We start from the raw sequence: 18,749 nt of genomic DNA on the forward strand, positions 1-18,749 counted from the left end.
ATGCGCTTTTACTTTTATTGGATTGCGGTGGTTGTGTTTGTACTTGATTATGTAACGAAAAAAATCATTGCAACTCAGTTGGAGATTGCCGAACAGATCAGCGTCATCGGCAACTTCTTCCTCATTACTTCGCATCGCAATCGCGGCGCTGCATTCGGTATTTTACAAGAGCAACGAGTGTTTTTTATCATTATTACGGTCGTCATATTAACGGGCATCATATGGTACATTCAAGCGATGCGCAAGTCGTCCAAGCCATGGCTGCTAACAGGCCTCGGTCTCGTTCTTGGCGGCGCGCTTGGCAACTTTATCGATCGTGTACGCTTTGGCGAGGTTGTGGACTTTTTTCAGTTCAACTTCGGTTCGTACGAATTCCCAATCTTTAATGTAGCTGATTCAGGAATCGTGGTCGGTGTGATATTGATCCTGATCGATACATTGCTGACAGCCCGCGATGAGAAAAAAACGATGAACAACGGAGAGGACAAGGAATCTAACGAACATGAGCAGCAGCCAGTTTAATGAAGAGACGTTGGAATGGATCGTAGCGTCTGAGCAATCGGGCGAGCGAATCGATAAGTATATAACGGAAAGTATAGATTCAGAAGGCATATCGCGTACGCAAGTTCAGGAATGGATCAAGTCGGGGGCTGCAGTCGTTGATGGTGTGACGGTTAAAGCGAATTTCAAAGTAGCGGAAGGCAACGTCGTTCAGCTGCAAATTCCAGAACCGGAAGACGCGGCGATTGTACCGGAAAATATTCCGCTTGACGTTTTGTATGAGGACTCTGACGTAATCGTAGTGAATAAGCCAAGAGGCATGGTCGTGCATCCTGCAGTTGGTCATTCCTCGGGAACGTTAGTCAATGCGCTTATGTACCATTGCAAAGACTTGTCGGGCATTAACGGAGTCGTTCGTCCCGGTATCGTGCATCGCATTGACAAGGATACTACAGGCCTGCTTATGGCAGCCAAAAACGATCTCGCGCATGTATCGCTTGCTCAGCAATTGAAGGAGCATACCGTAACACGCAAATACATTGCGCTTGTACATGGCAATCTGCAGCATGATCAAGGAACGATTGACGCGCCAATAGGCCGTGATTCTCGTGACCGCAAGCTGTTCACTGTAACCGATCATAACAGCAGGCATGCGGTAACGCATTTTGTCGTGTTAGAAAGAATCGGATTCGACTATACGTTGGTTGAGCTGCAGCTTGAGACGGGACGCACCCATCAGATTCGCGTTCATATGAAATATATCGGACATCCGCTTGCAGGCGATCCAGTATATGGCCGCAATAAGACGGTTGCCTTGAACGGTCAAGCGCTTCATGCAGCGCAGCTTGGTTTCACGCATCCGCGTACGGGCGAGCGATTGGATTTCGAAGTACCGATACCGGCGGATATGGAGCATGTGTTGAATAGTTTGCGTTTGCGATAAAGCCAAGCTTGAAGCGTAATAGTGCAAACTTTTCGCTACATTCTTCATTATTTGATAGCAAGAAGTACGATATTCTATTGATATCATCGAGCTAAAAATATGAAGGATAGGTGACTCCATACAATGACTTCCATTAATCAGAACTATTTGGAGCTGCAAGGCAGCTACTTGTTCTCCGAAATTGCTAAACGCCGCACGAAATTCATTCAAGAAAACCCGAACGCTGAAATCATCAGCTTGGGCATTGGCGACGTTACGCGCGGCTTGCCTGACGCGGTATTGAAAGCGATGCATAGCGCAGTGGACGAGCTTGCTGCCCCTGGTTCCTTCCGCGGTTACGGCCCAGAGCAAGGTTATGATTTCCTTATTAATGCGATTATCGAGAACGACTACAAAGCTCGCGGCATCGACATTGCTACGAACGAAGTGTTCGTTAGCGATGGCTCGAAATGCGACGTAGGCAACATTCAGGAAATCTTCAGCGACAACAGCATTGTTGCCGTACAAGACCCTGTATACCCGGTATACGTCGATACGAACGTGATGGCTGGCCGTTCCGGCAAGTACAACCAAGAGACGAAGCGTTATGAGAATATCGCTTACCTGGAATGCACATCCGAGAACGACTTCAAGCCAAGCTTGCCTGACCGCAAGGTAGACATCATTTACCTGTGCTATCCGAACAACCCGACAGGCATGACGCTGACGAAGGAAGAGCTTAAAGTATGGGTTGACTACGCGAAAGCGAACAACTGCATTATCCTTTACGATTCGGCATACGAAGCGTTCATCCAAGAAGAGGACGTTCCGCACAGCATTTATGAAATCGAAGGCGCTAAGGAAGTAGCCATCGAATTCCGCAGCTTCTCGAAGACAGCTGGCTTCACTGGCGTACGCTGCGCGTACACGGTTGTGCCTCGCGAGCTGAAAGGCCTCGACGCTGCAGGCAACGAAGTGCTCATTAACGATCTGTGGAATCGTCGTCACACGACGAAGTTCAACGGTGTATCTTACGTTACGCAACGCGGCGCTGCTGCGATCTATTCGGAAGAGGGCAAGGAGCAAATCAAAGCGCTTGTCGATTACTACATGACGAACGCAGGCATTATCCGCGACGGACTTGCTTCGATTGGGCTGGAAGTGTTCGGCGGCGTTAACGCTCCGTACATTTGGCTCAAGACGCCGGGCGGCATGGATTCCTGGTCCTTCTTCGACAAGCTGCTTTCCGAAGCGAATATCGTGGGTACGCCAGGCGTAGGCTTCGGCCAAAGCGGTCAAGGCTACTTCCGTCTAACAGCATTCGGCAGCCGTGAAAATACAGAAAAAGCAGTCGATCGTATCCGTAAGTTAAGCCTGTAATAGGAAACGCTGCTCTTGCATAGTCGTGCGGGTTATAAGCACACTATTTATCAACGGAAATAGTCCAACATCGCTTGACAAGTTTTGTCGAACGTGGGATAATTCTTTTGATAAACGGCAGTACCTTTAACTCAGTCCCGAGAGGCTGGCAAGGTAGCGTGAATAACAGGCCGATCAACAGATAACGGTAGGACATCCCATGACAGCGCCCTCTGTGACGAGAGCGCTCAGGGCATGACCCTCTATCTTTTGACGACTGATCACAAAGCTCCTTGCGAACATACGCAAGGAGCTTTTGTTTTGCGCGAAAACAAGAAACAAGGCTTAATTGACGGATCAGAGGGAGGCGGCGCGGAAGTGGCGGAAGAAGAGCACTTAATCATCATGGATGAAACGGCAATTCGCCGGGCATTGACGCGGATTGCTCACGAGATCGTGGAGAAGAACAAAGGGATCGACAACTGCATCATTGTAGGCATAAGGACGAGAGGCATCTACTTGGCTCGAAGGATTGCGGATCGAATCAAGGAAATCGAGGGTAAGCCGTTGCCGGTAAGCGAACTTGATATTACCCGCTATCGCGACGATCGCTCGAAAGCAGTTCTGACTTCGGATATTGAAGTCGCTGCAGGTATCGGCGATACCGATGGGTTGCCGATCGACGTGCAGGATAAGCGGATCATATTGTTCGACGATGTGCTCTACACAGGAAGAACGATTCGAGCGGCCATGGACGCGCTTATGGATTGCGGGAGGCCGCAAAGCATTCAGCTCGCGGTTCTAGTCGATCGTGGGCATCGAGAACTGCCGATCAGACCTGATTTTGTAGGCAAAAACGTCCCAACCTCGAAGCAAGAGCAAATCGAAGTGTCGCTGACCGAAGTTGATTCGTCCGATCAAGTCATAATAATTCATCAGAGGGGGCAAGCCGGATGACGATGACGAAGCTTAAACAACGCAGTTTGCTCGGTTTGAAAGAGCTCAGCAAAGATGAGATCGAGTCCATACTCGATCGCGCAGCTTATTGGGAGCATCACCCAAATAAAGTTCATAACGCGATGCAAGGAAAGTTCGCGGCCAACATGTTCTTCGAGAACAGCACAAGAACGAGATTCTCGTTCGAAGTTGCCGAGAAGAGATTGGGCGCGGAAGTACTTAACTTCTCTGCCGCCGTATCGAGCGTACAGAAGGGCGAATCGATCTACGATACGGTTCGCACGCTGGAGTCGATGGGGATCGACGCAGGCATCATTCGCCTGAAGCCGATCGGCGTGCTGGCTGACATAGCAACGAAGATCAAAGTGCCGCTCATTAATGCGGGAGACGGCAATAACGAACATCCTACACAGGCGCTGCTCGACATGTACACGATGCGCAAGCAATTCGGCAACTTGAACGGCTTGAACATTGCTATCGTAGGAGATGTCCAGCATAGCCGCGTTGCGCGTTCCAATCTGTGGGCGCTGCAGAAGTTCGGAGCAAATGTCCGCTTCTGCGCACCGGCGAATATGCAAGCGCCTGACCTCGATGCGCCTTACGTATCCATCGACGAAGCGCTGAAATCCGATGTCGTCATGATGCTGAGAGTTCAGCTTGAGCGTCATGAGAGCGGGATGTTGAATTCCGCTGAGAGCTACAGGGAGCAATACGGTTTAACGGTGGAGAGGGCAGCTAAGCTTGCCGAGCACGCCATTATTATGCATCCGGCGCCGATTAACCGAAATGTAGAAATTGATGATGAATTAGTTGAACATCCGCAATCCCGTATTTTCCCGCAAATGGAGAACGGTGTTCCGATTCGAATGGCCGTCGTAGAACGCGCACTTAGCTAACCTAGAGCAGGCAAGAAGGCCAATTAAACCGGAGGGTGGATCTAGCAATGTCATTGTGGATTATTAACGGCAGCATATGGAATGAAGCTTCGGGCAGTTTGGAAACAAAGCATGTGAAGGTTGAGAACGGCAAGATCGAACAAATCGTTGACGGAGCGGAGACTCCTGATACAGGCAGCGCAGAAGTAATCGACGCGAAGGGCAAGCTCGTCTCGGCAGGTCTGATCGATATGCACGTCCATCTTCGCGATCCAGGCTTCGAATACAAAGAAGATATCGCAACGGGTACACGTTCTGCAGCGAAAGGCGGCTTCACAACGATCGCCTGCATGCCGAACACTCGCCCGGTTACAGATACGCCGGAAACGGTGAAATACATTACGAACAAAGCGAAGCAGGAAGGCGTCGTTAATGTGCTTCCATACGCTTCGATTACGAAGAACGAGCTTGGCCGCGAGCTGACGGACTTCGCAGCGCTTAAGGAAGCTGGCGCAATCGGCTTTACAGATGACGGCGTAGGCGTACAGAATGCTCAAATGATGAAGAACGCAATGGCGTTGGCGCAATCGATGAACATGCCGATCATCGCGCACTGCGAAGACGATACGCTTGTCGAAGGCGCTTGGGCGTCCGAAGGCGAGTTCTCCCGCAAACATGGCTTGAAAGGCATTCCGAACGAGTCCGAAGCGATCCACGTCGGCCGCGACGTGCTTCTTGCCGAAGCAACGGGCGTTCACTATCACGTCTGTCATGTGAGCACCGAGCAATCGGTTCGACTCATCAGACTGGCGAAGTCGATCGGCGTTCGCGTCACAGCCGAGGTTTGCCCGCATCACTTGATCCTGTCCGATGAAGATATTCCTGGTGTTGACGATGCGAACTGGAAAATGAATCCTCCGCTTCGTACGCCAAGAGACGTTCAAGCGGTCATCGAAGCGCTTGAGGACGGCACGATTGACATGGTCGTAACCGACCATGCGCCGCATAGCGCGGAAGAGAAAGCTCGTGCGGTACAGCTCGCGCCATTCGGTATCGTCGGCTTCGAGACGGCGTTCCCGCTGCTTTACACGAAATTCGTACAGACAGGCAAGTGGACACTCGGTTTCTTGCTGCAACGAATGACTTCAGACCCTGCCCGCGTGTTCGGTTTGGAATCTGGACGGTTAGAGCAAGGCGCACCTGCGGATATTACCATTATCGATTTGGATAACGAACGTGCGGTTGATCCAAGCACTTTCGCCTCGAAGAGCAACAACACGCCGTTCGGAGGCTGGAAACTTAGCGGCTGGCCGGTAGCGACGATTGTAGCTGGCAAGGTAGCTTGGGCTGAATAACACGTTATTGACCTAATAGCTTAAATGGCAGTAGTCAAGATGAACGTGCTAGAACATATAGAACGATTCAACACCTGAGGAGTGAATACGGATGCAAGCAAGATTATTGTTGGAAGACGGAACGTTGTTTACGGGTCTTTCGTTCGGCGCGGAAGCGCAAATGATGGGCGAGGTTGTTTTTAATACAGGTATTACGGGTTACCAAGAGGTATTGTCCGATCCTTCGTACTGCGGACAGATCGTTACGATGACGTATCCGCTCATCGGCAACTATGGCATTACTCGCGACGATTTCGAGTCAATTCGTCCTTTCATCCACGGTTTCGTCGTACGTCGCCATGAACCGGTGCCAAGCAACTGGCGCGCGCAATTTTCGCTTGGGCAACTGCTCAAGGAATACGACATTCCAGGCATTCACGACATCGACACACGGATGCTTACTCGCAAGCTGCGCCATTACGGCACAATGAAAGGCCTCATCACGACTGGCAACGAGCGCATTGAAGAGCTGGCTGAACGCCTGAATGTGTCGAAGCTGATGACAGATCAAGTGGCACGCACATCAACGAAAAATGTGTTCTCAAGCCCAGGTAACCGCGAGCGTATCGTTCTTGTTGACTTCGGCGCGAAGAGCGGCATTCTGCGCGAGCTGACGCAACGCGGCTGTGACGTAGTTGTTGTTCCGCACAACACGACGGCTGACGAGATTCGTCGCCTTGCTCCAGACGGCATTCAATTGTCGAACGGCCCTGGGGATCCGAAAGACGTTCCTTACGCGGTTAAAATGATCTCTGAGTTGCTAGGTGAATTCCCTATCTTCGGCATCTGCTTAGGACATCAATTGTTCGCACTAGCTTGCGGCGCCGATACAACGAAGCTGAAATTCGGCCATCGCGGCGGCAATCACCCGGTGAAAGAGCTTGCTACGAACCGTTGCTACATCACTTCGCAGAATCACGGCTACACTGTTCTTGAAGAGTCGATCCAAGGAACGCCGCTAGTTGTTACGCATATTAACAACAATGACCGGACAATCGAAGGCTTGAAGCATAACACCTTCCCTGCTTTCTCGGTGCAATACCATCCGGAAGCTGCGCCAGGTCCATTCGACTCCAGCTATCTATTCGATGAATTCCTGGAAATGATCCGTACGCACAAACAAACAAACCCACAAAAACGCCGTCAAGCTGTGTTATCGGAGACGTTGAAAGGAGAGCTTCAGTATGCCCAAAAATAATGAACTCAAAAAAATTCTCGTAATCGGCTCCGGCCCGATCGTCATCGGACAAGCGGCGGAATTCGATTACGCAGGTACTCAAGCTTGCCAAGCGCTTAAAGAAGAAGGCTATGAGGTTGTCCTTATTAACAGCAACCCGGCTACAATCATGACAGATACGAACATGGCAGACAAAGTATACATCGAACCGATTACGCTTGAGTTTGTATCCCAAATCATTCGTCAAGAGCGTCCCGACGGATTGCTGCCGACGCTGGGCGGACAGACGGGTCTTAACATGGCGGTCGAGCTGGCACGCGCGGGCGTTCTCGAACGCGAGAACGTGAAGCTGCTCGGAACACAGCTTACAGCAATTGAGAAAGCAGAAGATCGTGACTTGTTCCGTGACTTGATGCGCGAGCTGGAACAACCTGTACCAGACAGCGATATCGTTACAACGGTAGAGGATGCTGTTGCATTCGCTAACACGATAGGTTATCCAATTATCGTTCGTCCTGCCTACACGCTGGGCGGAACAGGCGGCGGCATCTGCGCGAACGAAGAAGAGCTGCGCGAGATCGTTGCATCGGGTATTCGTTACAGCCCGATCAGCCAGTGTCTGATCGAGAAATCGATTGCGGGCATGAAAGAAGTGGAATACGAAGTTATGCGCGACGCCAACGATAACTGTATCGTTGTGTGTAATATGGAGAACTTCGACCCGGTTGGCGTACACACAGGCGACAGCATCGTCGTAGCGCCAAGCCAAACATTGTCCGATCGAGAGTATCAAATGCTTCGCTCGGCATCGCTTAAGATCATTCGCGCTTTGAACATCGAAGGCGGCTGTAACGTACAGTTCGCGCTTGATCCGCAAAGCTACCAATATTATGTCATCGAAGTTAATCCGCGCGTAAGCCGTTCCTCGGCGCTTGCTTCCAAAGCGACAGGATACCCAATCGCGAAGATGGCTGCTAAGATCGCTGTAGGTTACACGCTTGATGAGCTTGTTAACCCGGTTACTGGTCAAACCTATGCTTGCTTCGAGCCAACGCTTGACTACATCGTATCGAAAATTCCGCGCTGGCCGTTCGACAAGTTCGTTAACGCGAACCGTAAGCTCGGCACGCAAATGAAAGCGACTGGCGAAGTTATGGCCATCGGCCGTACATTCGAGGAATCGATTCACAAAGCGGTTCGTTCGCTTGAGATCGGTGCACATCGCATCCACCTGAAGGAAGCTTCGTCGCTTGAGGAATCCGTACTCCGCACGCGCCTGGCGAAGCCGGACGACGAGCGTATGTTCCTCGTAGCGGAAGCGTTCCGCCGGGGCTATGCTCTGCAAGACATTCAAGATCTTACGAACATCGACTGGTGGTTCTTGGACAAAATCCAATCGATCGTCGCATTCGAGGATCGTATGCGCAGCGAATCGACGCTTTCGTACCAGACTTTGTATGAAGCGAAGCGCAAAGGCTTCACGGACCGTTCCATCGCTGAAATTCGCCGCGAAGGCTTCCCGAACGGCAGCCATACGACGGAAGAGGACGTTCGCGCATTCCGCCTGCAGCACAACCTTAAGCCTGTATACAAAATGGTAGATACGTGCGCGGCAGAATTCGAAGCTACAACACCGTACTACTACTCGACATATGAAGTAGAGAACGAAGTGACGGAAACGTCCAAGCAGAAGGTGCTTGTACTCGGCTCCGGTCCGATCCGTATCGGCCAAGGCATCGAGTTCGACTACTCGACGGTACATGCGGTATGGGCCATTCAGAAAGCGGGCTACGAAGCGGTCATTATCAACAACAATCCGGAAACTGTATCCACAGACTTCAGTACTTCCGATCGACTGTACTTCGAGCCTCTGTTCTTCGAGGACGTCATGAACGTCATCGAGCAAGAGAAGCCGATCGGCGTAATCGTTCAATTCGGCGGTCAGACTGCAATCAACCTTGCGGCTCCGCTGGTTAAAGCAGGAATTCGAATTCTGGGCTCCAGCCTGGAGAGCATCGATGCTGCGGAAGACCGTAAGAAATTCGAAGCGCTGCTTCGCAAGCTGGACATCGCTCAGCCTGACGGCAGCACGGTTACTTCGGTAGACGAAGCAGTCGTTACAGCACAGAAGCTCGGTTATCCGGTACTCGTTCGCCCGTCCTACGTTCTAGGCGGACGCGCTATGGAGATCGTATATTCTGATGAAGAGCTTCTCGGCTATATGGAAGTTGCGGTTAAGATCAATCCTGAACACCCGGTTCTAATCGACCGTTACATGCTGGGCAAAGAAGCCGAAGTTGACGCAATCTGCGACGGCGAGACGGTTCTGATCCCAGGCATTATGGAGCATGTAGAGCGCGCAGGCGTTCACTCCGGCGACTCGATCGCGGTATACCCGCCACAATCGTTGTCGGATGACATTAAACAGCAAATTATCGATATTACGATTAAGATTGCCAAAGAGTTTAAGGTCATCGGACTTGTAAATATCCAGTTCGTTATTCATCAAGATAAAGTGTATGTAATCGAAGTGAATCCGCGTTCGTCGCGTACGGTTCCGTTCCTAAGCAAAGTAACGAACCTGCCAATGGCTAACCTGGCAACAAAAGCAATCATGGGCACGAAGCTGGCTGATCTTGGTTACACGGACGGCCTGTGGCCTGAGGACGAATACGTATCGGTTAAAGTTCCGGTATTCTCCTTCGCGAAGCTTCGCCGCGTTGACCCGACACTGACACCAGAGATGAAGTCGACTGGCGAGGTTATGGGACGCGATGTGCAGTATGCGAAGGCGCTATTCAAAGGACTTATCGGCGCAGGTATGAAAATCCCTACTTCCGGGGCGATCATCGCTACGGTAGCGGACAAGGACAAGGAAGAAGCAACGGAATTGCTGCGCGGCTTCTACAATATCGGCTACAAAATCTACGCAACAGGCGGTACGGCAACAGCGCTTGAAGAAGCAGGTCTTGTTGTAACGCATGTGAACAAGCTGAGCGAAGGCTCGCCGAACATTCTTGATCTCATTCGCGAAGGCCATGCGCACTTCGTAGTCAACACGCTTACGAAAGGCAAGACACCTGAGCGCGATGGCTTCCGAATCCGCCGCGAAGCGGTAGAGAACGGCGTTGTCTGCATGACATCGCTCGATACGGTCCGCGCATTGCTTCGCATGCTTGAGACAATCAACTTCTCGTCGCATGCTATGCCGGTTCTGCAGAAGTAATTGCCTTAAACCAACTAGCCCTTAAGCTGGGCACATAAGCACGGCCAGCGTTAACGGATTTTTGACAGGCTGGGGAGGATGAGTGTTATCTTCCCCTAAGGCTTGCTTGATCCGTGCGTATGGCCGTTTATTATGCACATCTAAGCTCTAAGAATAGGAAGGATGATTACAATGAAGCTGACAAGAGAGCAGGCGGCTGGCCGCATTATGGTCGCGCTCGACTATCCCGAAGCTGCTGCTGCAGAGAAGCTGATCGCAGAGCTGCAAGGCATTCCTTGTTACATGAAGGTAGGCATGCAACTATTCTACGCCGCTGGGCCGTCCTTCGTAGAGAGCTTGAAGAAGCGCGGATATTACGTGTTCCTTGACGTGAAGATGCATGATATACCGAATACGGTCAAAGGCGGAGCGAACAGCGTAACGAAGCTTGGCGTAGATATGTTCAATGTCCACGCTGCTGGCGGCGGCGCGATGCTTGAGGCAGCACTGGAAGGCGTTGACGCGGCGCTTATAAGCGGCATGAAGAAGCCGACCGTTATTGCGGTTACTCAATTAACGAGCACGAACCAAGCCACATTGAACGAACAGATCGGCATAGCCGGAACGGTTGAGGAGGCTGTGCTTCGATACGCGAAGCTGACGAAGGCATCCGGTCTTGATGGCGTTGTCGCTTCCCCGTCCGAAGTGGAAGCGATTAAGGCCGCATGCGGCGCTTCGTTCAAGACAGTTACACCTGGTATTCGTCCTATAGGCGCCGAGGTGAACGATCAATCGCGCATTATGACGCCAAGCGAGGCGCTTCGTCAAGGTACTGACTATATGGTCATCGGACGCCCGATTACAGCAGCGCCGTCACCGCGCGCTGCGCTTGAATCCATCATTGAGGAGCTGGTAGCTTATGAGTAAAGTAACTTTAACGGAATTGCCGCTGACGATCGCAAAGAGCTTGCTTGCCATAGAGGCGGTGGCACTTCGTCCGAACGATCCTTTCACATGGACTTCTGGCATCAAGTCGCCGATCTATTGCGACAATCGTCTCACAATGAGTTATCCTGAGATTCGCGATCTGATCGCAGAAGGCTTCGCAACGCTTATACGAGAGCTATATCCGGACACCGAGGTAATTGCTGGTACGTCGACTGCTGGCATTCCGCATGCGGCATGGGTAGCGCAAAAGCTGAACCTGCCGATGGCTTACATTCGCGATAAAGCGAAAGGTCACGGTAAGCAAAATCAAATCGAAGGCCGTATCGCGCCTGGTCAAAAAGTTGTCGTTATCGAGGATCTTATATCCACAGGCGGAAGCTCGCTGAAAGCAGCGCTTGCTGTTCGTGAAGCAGGGGCTGAAGTACAGTCTGTGCTTGCTATATTTACTTACCAATTCGAATCGGCCGTACAAGCCTTCGAAGCGGAAAGTGTGCCGCTTCAAACGTTGTCTAACTACAGCGCGCTTATTCAAGCAGCTGTTGAAGTCGGCAAAGTGGACGAGACCGATGTTGATGCGCTGCAAGCGTGGCGCAATGATCCGCATTCGTTCGGTAAGTGACAATATGCTTTGAAATACAAGTATGAACACGCCGCTAGCCGGCGTGTTTTTTTTGGAGCGAAATAACGATTATTAGTGTGCATAGAGATAAATTCCAATAATTTTTTGTGTTTTTTTTTGTCGAAGCCCTCTTGAAACCAGCGGGTCTCCCCGATAAATAAGGGAGTAGGTTCATTTTGAATGAGAGAAGGGGCGGGAATAATAATGAGATTTACTGTACTCGCGAGGCTTGCGTTACTTGCAGCTGTGCCTCTTGTGCTTTATGTGTTCACGAGCATCTTTTTACTTGACCAGCAAAAAAAGAATTTTGAAGAAATGAAGCTTGAGATTTATGATACGGCAAGCCATGTGGACAGACTGATTCTAAACGCAGATAGAGATATGTATCAAGCGTATACGGCTTACTTGCGATTGGAATCGGGATCGCTTGACGATGCGGGCAAAAAAACGGCGAGCGAGGACATTTCCGGAAATCTGAAGCAAGCGAGCGATCGATTGACGGAAGCGAAGCTGAAGCTGGCAGATACAGGCGTAGGAAGTTATACATACGGGGACAGCGGCCGTTCGGTCGACGAATTGTCCAAGGAACTCGCGGTCAACTTCGGCGCATGGTCCAAGCTGGTGACGGAATCGGCTGCGAATAATGTCTACCAAATTCACAATGAAGAGGTCGATAACGGATTCCTTGCGAGTCGCACGGGCATTGATGAGATCGGACAAAACGTTGAGAAATATGCGGAAATCAACATTGCCGAAATGGATGAAGAACTGGGCAGCAGCTTGCTTTCGACCTTCATCGGGATCATTGTTGTTACGATCATATCGATCATTATGGTCTTCATTACCGTTCGGAAGATTATGAGAACGGTTAACAACGTCGTATCGAAGACGAGAAGAGTTACGGAATTTGACTTGACAGTAAAAGCAGACGCGAAGTACAGCAAGGATGAGCTGGGCGATATTAATCAATCCGTTGATCAAATGATAGGCATGCTGCAGCGGCTTATTGGAGGTATTGTCGATCACGCGAAAGAAGTGACCGAATCTTCGGCGCATCTTACATCAGCGTCCAAAGAATCAGAGGATGCAGCGAATCATGTTGCTCTTAACATTCAAGAGGTAGCGAACGGTTCGGAGATGCAAGCCCGCGGTTCCGAAGAAACGTCGAAGGCAATCGAGGAAATGACGATCGGCATTCAGCGAATTGCCGAGAATACGGCATCGCTTGCGGAGCATTCGACGTCGACTTCCCAACAGGTTGATCAAAGCAAAAATGCGCTTGAACGCTTAATTGAACAGATGGAATCGATCAAATCGGCGATCGAGAATTTGTCTGGAACGATCGTTTCGTTAGAAAATCGTTCGAAGCAAATCGGCGCCATTGCCGAGAACATTACGTCGTTCTCCAACCAAACGAATATTCTGTCGCTGAATGCTTCTATTGAAGCCGCGCGTGCGGGCGAGCATGGCAAAGGGTTCGCGGTTGTCGCCTCGGAAATTCGCAAGCTGGCAGCAAGCTCGCTGGAATCGGCAGACGGTATTCATCAGCTCGTAACCGTCACTCGCGCGGAGATCGACGGCGCATCGACGTACATGTCCCAAACGAAGGAAAGCTTCGGCGCCGGCGCCGAACGGGTAACAGACATTCGCCAAAGCCTGGAGGTTATCGTGGATGCCATTAGTCAGATGACGGAGCAGCTGCACGAGAACTCTGCGATCACGGAACAAATGTCGGCTAGCTCCCAGCAGGTGAACGCCTCGATGGAGCAGGCGGCAGCTACCGCTTCCATGAACATGACCAAAACCGAGCAAGTGGCGGCAGCCACGGAGGAACAGCTGGCTTTGGTCGAGAATATTGCGTCTACCGCCGAGCAACTATCTGGACTTGTGACTATTTTGAACAACGGCGTAAGCAAATTCAAGCTGTAGTAATGGAAGGAAGAGGTGTTACTGGCGAGCAGCACATGCCGCCGGATACAGCTCTTTTTTTCATTAAACAGCAATATAAAAACTTACCCGAAAAAAGTCGTAACTTTTTGAGCACGTCCTACGTCTATCATGTAAGATGAGAATTATGAAAGTATTGCCAGTCATTTTTCATGGTTTTTATGCAGGAGGTTTAGACTTACGAGGGGGAGGTATGAGTAGCGCAAATGGCAATTTCTAAGGAAGCAGAACAAGATGTAGAGCAGCAGTCCGCACCAAGCGACGAACCAAGGAAACTGCTGTCCGTTAACCAGGTGGAACGTGAGTTTCTAGTTGGTGGATCGCCGCTACGCGTATTGAAGGGTATCAACATGGAGCTCAAGGAACGTGAGCTTGTCATGCTTAGGGGCCGTTCCGGCTCCGGCAAAACGACGCTATTGAACAGTCTTGGCGGTCTCGACACGCCGAGCTCGGGTGAGATATGGTTTAACGGCATGCCGTTCCATCGCATGAGCGACAATGAAAGGACGATCGTGCGGCGTAAGCATATGGGATTTATATTCCAAGCATTCGCTCTTATGCCCCTTTTGTCGGCTTGGGAGAACGTCGAATTATCGCTTCGGATGGCCGGAACGCCACGCGCGGAGTGGAAGGAACGCGTAGCCCAGTGCCTGGAGCTGGTCGGGCTTGAGAAGCGCATGCATCATAGGCCTTTCGAGCTGTCAGGCGGCGAGCAGCAGCGTGTAGCCATCGCGAAGGCGATTGCCCACAAGCCGATGCTTCTGCTGGCGGATGAGCCGACGGCTGAGCTGGATTCCGGAATGTCTGCCCAAATTATGGCCGTCTTTCAAAACATTATTTCCACTGAACATGTCACAATATGCATGACTACTCACGATCCTACGATTTTGGAGGTTGCCGACCATGTCTACGAAATGGTTGACGGTAAGTTTATTTAAGCGGTCCGTCATTGCTTTAATGAGTGTTTCTCTTGTTTTTGCGAGCGGGTGCTCGCTGCTGCCGAAGGAGCCGGAAGAAGAGGTGCTCCCGGAAATCGCGCCGCCTCAAATTTCCAAGAAGCCGGAGTACGAAGTAACGACGGCGACGTTGGAAACGAAGGTGCAGGTGATCGGCAAGCTGATTTCTTTGAAGGAAGAGACCTTATTTTTTACATTGGATGGTAAAAACCTGAAAGAGCTGTATATCGAAGCTGGAGCTAAGGTCGAGGCTGGGCAAGTCATTGGCGAGCTTGACGTTGATGATCTGACGAAGGCGCTTCGGCTGGAGCGCTTAAGCTTCAAGAAGGAAGAAATCGCAATGAAGGAACTGCTCCGTACGCGCGACGAGATGGATCCGACCGACTTCGAAGAGCGTCAGATTGCTTTCGAGGAGAAGAGACAGAAGCTCGTCGATATGGAAGAGGAGATCGCCAAAGCGACGCTCGTTGCTCCATTCAGCGGAACGATTGTGACCTTGAACGTTCAGAAGGGCGATCTGATTAAGGCGTATGCGCCTATTGCAATCGTAGCGGATACGGCGCTAATGACGCCGGCAGCGAAGCTGTCTAAGACGGAACTGGAGAAAGTAGCGCCGGGCATGGAAGCGGTCGTCAACATGAACAGTGTCGGCACTTTCAAAGGTAAAATAAAGTCTCTTCCAGTCAAGGCCGAAGAAAATAACAACGGCGGCGGTCAACCAGGCGAGACGAAACCTGAGCGTCCGGAAGATTTTATGATCGTGAGCCTAGCTGATCTACCTAAAGGGCTTAATCGCGGCGCGCCGCTGTCGATCAGCATTATTACGAATCGTACGGAAAACGCGATCGTAATTCCTCCTTCCGCCCTTCGTTCAATCGGCTCGCGCACCTATGTGCAGGTTGTCGACGCTGAAGGAAAGCGTGAAGTGGACGTCGAGGTTGGACAGCAGACGGCTACGCAGATCGAGATTCTGCAAGGCTTAACGCCGGGGCAGAAAGTTGTAGGTCGATAGCTGATGGGGATTCCGTTGTTTCGTTTTTTGTTCCGCAAAATGTGGAACACGCGCTGGCTTACGTTAAGCACGCTGGCGGGACTGACTTTGGCGGTCGCGTTTGCGACCAGTATACCGATGTACGCGGACGGCGCGCTTAAGCGGGTCGTTGCCGATTCGCTGCAGGAGAAGAGCTCTGGCCTTCCTGCCGGATCGCTGCTCATGCGGTATCAATCTCCCTCAGGCGGAAAAACGGATTTAGCGGCGTTATCGGAGCTGAAACGTTATATTACCGAGGATGTGCCGAAGGAGATTGGATTTCCGTTCGGCACGTACGTAAAAGGTTATTCGATTCGAAGCGGCGACGTCGTACCCGAGGATCCCACGAAGGTGGATGCGGGACGCAATCGCCAGCTTACGCTCATGACGATGTCCGAGCTGGAGTCGAAGACCGAGCTGACGCAGGGCAGATGGTTCACGAACAGCGAGGGCGACGGCGAGATTCTTGAGGCCGTCATGCTCGAGGAAGCGATGTATCGCAATGATGTACATATCGGAGATGTATTCGAATATCCGGTATACGGCGGTCTAGATCTGACGCTGCGGGTGAAGATCGTAGGGGCGGTAAAGCCGCTGCTCGATACAGACCCTTACTGGTATCAAGGCTTGGAGGGTTTGCTGAATACGTTCCAAATCAGCGAGCAGGCTTTCACGAAGACGCTGCTTGAGAAGCATGGCATTCCGCTTCATAATGCAAGCTGGTATTATGCATTCGATCTTTCAGAGATTCAGACGAGTCAGCTGTCGCCGCTTGGTCGGACGCTGGATCGTTTGAATATAGAGCTGTATCAACGATTGAAGGATACAAGGGTCGATATATCCTTTGCTTCTACGCTGACTGAGTTCAAGAAACAGAGCTTGCAGCTTCAGACTTTGCTGTTCACGCTCGCAGCGCCAATGCTTGCGATGGTCTTTTTCTTCATCGCGATGAATGCTCGACAGTCGCTTGATAAGCAACGAAGCGACATTGCGGTGCTTCGCAGCCGGGGAGCGGGAACGAGGCAGATTATATGGATCTATTTGCTTGAAGGACTTATTCTCGGCGGTCTCTCGCTTGCAGCCGGTCCATTCATTGGCTGGTTCATGGCGAAGAGCATCGGCTCGGCGAACGGATTCCTGTCCTTCGTCAGCCGTAAGTCGATTCCGGTCGGCTTCTCGACAGAAGCCATTATCGCCGGCGCGGCAGCTGTGCTCATTGCGATCCTGGCGACCGTTATACCTGCAGTCATTTATGCCCGCGCCTCGATCGTCAACTACAAGCAGCAGCTTGCACGCTCCGATCGTCAGCCGGGATGGCAGCGATGGTTCCTTGATGTACTTCTGCTTGGTCTAGCCGGTTACGGCTGGTATCTGTTCAATGAACGTCAAATGCTGACGTTCCAGACGGGTATGACGACGGATCAGCTTAACGTTCAGCCTTTCCTGTTCTTCGTGCCGGCATTAGCCATATTCGCGCTGGGACTGTTCTGCTTGCGGCTGTTTCCTTGGCTGCTTAAGCTGTTCAACTGGCTCGGACGGAAGTTCCTGCCCGTTCCGATTTATTTGACGCTGACACAGCTGTCCCGCTCATCCAAAGGTTATTATCCGCTTATGATTCTACTCGTTCTTACGCTGGGGCTTGGCGTATATAATGCCTCGGCAGCCAGAACGATTGATCTCAATTCCACAGAGCGTACGCTTTATAAGTACGGTTCGGATGTCATTATCCAAAGCGTATGGGAAGGTACGACCGAAATTACGACGTCGGGAGGAAATAACGGCGGCGGTAATGGCGGCGGAGGCAATGGTGGTGGAAACGGCGGAGGCGGAGGCGGCGGTCAAACGACACCGACTCGCACGCTGTACAGCGAACCGCCGTTCGAGCTGTTCCGCAAGCTGGAAGGCGTAGAAGCTGCCGCCAGGGTCATGCAGACCAAAGGCAATATCGTTATTTCGGGCAAATCCATTGGGCAAGGCACTGTAATGGGCATTGACAACGTTGATTTCTCGAAAGTGGCTTGGTTCCGCGATGACTTGTTCCCGGCGCATCCGTTCGAATACTTGAACAACTTAGGCAAATACGAGTATGGCGCGCTTATCCCATCGGGAGTAGCGGAGCAATATCAGCTCAAGCTCGGCGACATCGTATCCGTTGGCTTTACGGACGGCATGCTGGAATTTACAGTAGCGGGAATTATTCCGTATTGGCCTACGCAATATCCGGACAAATCGCCTTTCGTAATCGCCAATCTGGATTATATTTACGATCAATTGCCGCTCATACCTTATGAGGTATGGCTGAAGATGAAGCCGGACGCGAAGGTTGCGCCTATCATTGAGTCGCTTCAGAAGGCAGGCGTTGAACTCGCATCGGTCAAGGATGTGCGCACAGAGCTCATCTCTCAATCGAAGCTTCCTACCAGAGGCGGCGTGTTCGGGATATTAAGCTTAGGTTTCCTGGTCTCCGTCATCATTACGCTTGCCGGTTACGTCTTATATTGGTTCTTCAACCTATCAGGGCGCGCCGTTCAATTCGGCGTACTTAGGGCAATGGGGCTGTCGCGCAAGCAATTGACGGGTATGCTGCTGCTGGAGCAAATCTTTACGGCAGGTCTAGCGATTGGGCTAGGCGTTCTCATAGGCAAGTCGGTCAGCTTGCTCTTCCTGCCTTTCCTGCAAACAACCGAGAACGTCGCAGAAACCGTTCCGCCGTTCCGGGTTGTTTTCAACTCGGACGATACGAACCAGCTCTATTTTGTCGTCGGATTCATGATGTTGATCGGCGCTATGCTGCTGTTCCTCCATATCCGCAGACTGAGGGTTCATCAAGCGGTCAAAATGGGAGAGGAGCGTTAAGCG

14 protein-coding genes are annotated in these 18,749 nt (G+C 51.3%); all 14 read left to right on the plus strand.

What is annotated here, in order from left to right; translation table 11 throughout:
• The 14 genes from lspA (at position 1) to V8F51_RS03470 (ending at position 18,746) form a co-directional block, all read left to right on the plus strand.
• Positions 1 to 522 carry a signal peptidase II gene (gene lspA / locus V8F51_RS03405; RefSeq protein ID WP_337098641.1) on the plus strand — a complete coding sequence of 174 codons (522 nt, stop codon included), beginning with the start codon at positions 1 to 3 and terminating at the stop codon, positions 520 to 522.
• Positions 503 to 1,444 (plus strand): RluA family pseudouridine synthase, encoded by a 942-nt coding sequence (locus V8F51_RS03410; protein ID WP_337098642.1) that lies wholly within the window; start codon positions 503 to 505, stop codon positions 1,442 to 1,444. The genes lspA and V8F51_RS03410 overlap by 20 nt, the downstream gene beginning before the upstream one ends.
• Before the next feature lie 123 nt (positions 1,445 to 1,567).
• Positions 1,568 to 2,803 carry an LL-diaminopimelate aminotransferase gene (locus tag V8F51_RS03415; protein ID WP_337098643.1) on the plus strand — a complete coding sequence of 412 codons (1,236 nt, stop codon included), beginning with the start codon at positions 1,568 to 1,570 and terminating at the stop codon, positions 2,801 to 2,803.
• Positions 2,804 to 3,187: 384 nt separating this feature from the next.
• Positions 3,188 to 3,739 carry a bifunctional pyr operon transcriptional regulator/uracil phosphoribosyltransferase PyrR gene (gene pyrR / locus V8F51_RS03420; RefSeq protein ID WP_442956400.1) on the plus strand — a complete coding sequence of 184 codons (552 nt, stop codon included), beginning with the start codon at positions 3,188 to 3,190 and terminating at the stop codon, positions 3,737 to 3,739.
• Positions 3,736 to 4,635 carry an aspartate carbamoyltransferase catalytic subunit gene (locus V8F51_RS03425; RefSeq protein ID WP_337098644.1) on the plus strand — a complete coding sequence of 300 codons (900 nt, stop codon included), beginning with the start codon at positions 3,736 to 3,738 and terminating at the stop codon, positions 4,633 to 4,635. The genes pyrR and V8F51_RS03425 overlap by 4 nt, the downstream gene beginning before the upstream one ends.
• A 47-nt stretch (positions 4,636 to 4,682) precedes the next feature.
• Entirely contained in the window at positions 4,683 to 5,969 is a 1,287-nt protein-coding gene (locus V8F51_RS03430) for a dihydroorotase (protein WP_337098645.1), read from the plus strand.
• Positions 5,970 to 6,060: 91 nt separating this feature from the next.
• Entirely contained in the window at positions 6,061 to 7,206 is a 1,146-nt protein-coding gene (gene carA, locus V8F51_RS03435) for a glutamine-hydrolyzing carbamoyl-phosphate synthase small subunit (protein WP_337098646.1), read from the plus strand.
• The gene (gene carB, locus V8F51_RS03440) at positions 7,193 to 10,411 is read left to right on the plus strand and encodes a carbamoyl-phosphate synthase large subunit (RefSeq protein ID WP_337098647.1); all 3,219 of its coding nucleotides are present in this window, start codon (positions 7,193 to 7,195) and stop codon (positions 10,409 to 10,411) included. Before carA ends, carB begins: the two co-directional genes overlap by 14 nt.
• 171 nt (positions 10,412 to 10,582) lie before the next feature.
• Positions 10,583 to 11,317, plus strand: coding sequence for an orotidine-5'-phosphate decarboxylase (gene pyrF / locus V8F51_RS03445; RefSeq protein WP_337098648.1), 735 nt, complete (start codon positions 10,583 to 10,585; stop codon positions 11,315 to 11,317).
• Complete coding sequence (gene pyrE / locus V8F51_RS03450; protein WP_337098649.1) at positions 11,310 to 11,957, plus strand: orotate phosphoribosyltransferase; 648 nt, start codon at positions 11,310 to 11,312, stop codon at positions 11,955 to 11,957. Before pyrF ends, pyrE begins: the two co-directional genes overlap by 8 nt.
• A gap of 204 nt (positions 11,958 to 12,161) precedes the next feature.
• A complete protein-coding gene (locus V8F51_RS03455; protein WP_337098650.1) occupies positions 12,162 to 13,886 on the plus strand; it encodes a methyl-accepting chemotaxis protein in 1,725 nt (574 codons plus the stop codon).
• Between the two features lie 224 nt (positions 13,887 to 14,110).
• Positions 14,111 to 14,842, plus strand: a complete 732-nt coding sequence (locus tag V8F51_RS03460; protein ID WP_337098651.1) for an ABC transporter ATP-binding protein — start codon at positions 14,111 to 14,113, stop codon at positions 14,840 to 14,842.
• Positions 14,808 to 15,872, plus strand: a complete 1,065-nt coding sequence (locus V8F51_RS03465) for an efflux RND transporter periplasmic adaptor subunit (protein ID WP_337098652.1) — start codon at positions 14,808 to 14,810, stop codon at positions 15,870 to 15,872. The genes V8F51_RS03460 and V8F51_RS03465 overlap by 35 nt, the downstream gene beginning before the upstream one ends.
• 3 nt (positions 15,873 to 15,875) lie before the next feature.
• The gene (locus V8F51_RS03470) at positions 15,876 to 18,746 is read left to right on the plus strand and encodes an ABC transporter permease (protein WP_337098653.1); all 2,871 of its coding nucleotides are present in this window, start codon (positions 15,876 to 15,878) and stop codon (positions 18,744 to 18,746) included.
• Positions 18,747 to 18,749: the final 3 nt, after the last annotated feature.

It is taken from the genome of Paenibacillus sp. YIM B09110, from assembly GCF_037167145.1.
Classification (GTDB): domain Bacteria; phylum Bacillota; class Bacilli; order Paenibacillales; family Paenibacillaceae; genus Pristimantibacillus.

Coding starts and splice junctions, on each gene's coding strand:
- V8F51_RS03460 (WP_337098651.1), top strand. CDS start 14,111: ATGGCAATTTCTAAGGAAGCAGAACAAGATGTAGAGCAGCAGTCCGCA.
- V8F51_RS03470 (WP_337098653.1), top strand. CDS start 15,876: ATGGGGATTCCGTTGTTTCGTTTTTTGTTCCGCAAAATGTGGAACACG.
- pyrF (WP_337098648.1), top strand. CDS start 10,583: ATGAAGCTGACAAGAGAGCAGGCGGCTGGCCGCATTATGGTCGCGCTC.
- pyrE (WP_337098649.1), top strand. CDS start 11,310: ATGAGTAAAGTAACTTTAACGGAATTGCCGCTGACGATCGCAAAGAGC.
- lspA (WP_337098641.1), top strand. CDS start 1: ATGCGCTTTTACTTTTATTGGATTGCGGTGGTTGTGTTTGTACTTGAT.
- V8F51_RS03430 (WP_337098645.1), top strand. CDS start 4,683: ATGTCATTGTGGATTATTAACGGCAGCATATGGAATGAAGCTTCGGGC.
- V8F51_RS03410 (WP_337098642.1), top strand. CDS start 503: ATGAGCAGCAGCCAGTTTAATGAAGAGACGTTGGAATGGATCGTAGCG.
- pyrR (WP_442956400.1), top strand. CDS start 3,188: ATGGATGAAACGGCAATTCGCCGGGCATTGACGCGGATTGCTCACGAG.
- carB (WP_337098647.1), top strand. CDS start 7,193: ATGCCCAAAAATAATGAACTCAAAAAAATTCTCGTAATCGGCTCCGGC.
- V8F51_RS03465 (WP_337098652.1), top strand. CDS start 14,808: ATGTCTACGAAATGGTTGACGGTAAGTTTATTTAAGCGGTCCGTCATT.
- V8F51_RS03415 (WP_337098643.1), top strand. CDS start 1,568: ATGACTTCCATTAATCAGAACTATTTGGAGCTGCAAGGCAGCTACTTG.
- carA (WP_337098646.1), top strand. CDS start 6,061: ATGCAAGCAAGATTATTGTTGGAAGACGGAACGTTGTTTACGGGTCTT.
- V8F51_RS03425 (WP_337098644.1), top strand. CDS start 3,736: ATGACGATGACGAAGCTTAAACAACGCAGTTTGCTCGGTTTGAAAGAG.
- V8F51_RS03455 (WP_337098650.1), top strand. CDS start 12,162: ATGAGATTTACTGTACTCGCGAGGCTTGCGTTACTTGCAGCTGTGCCT.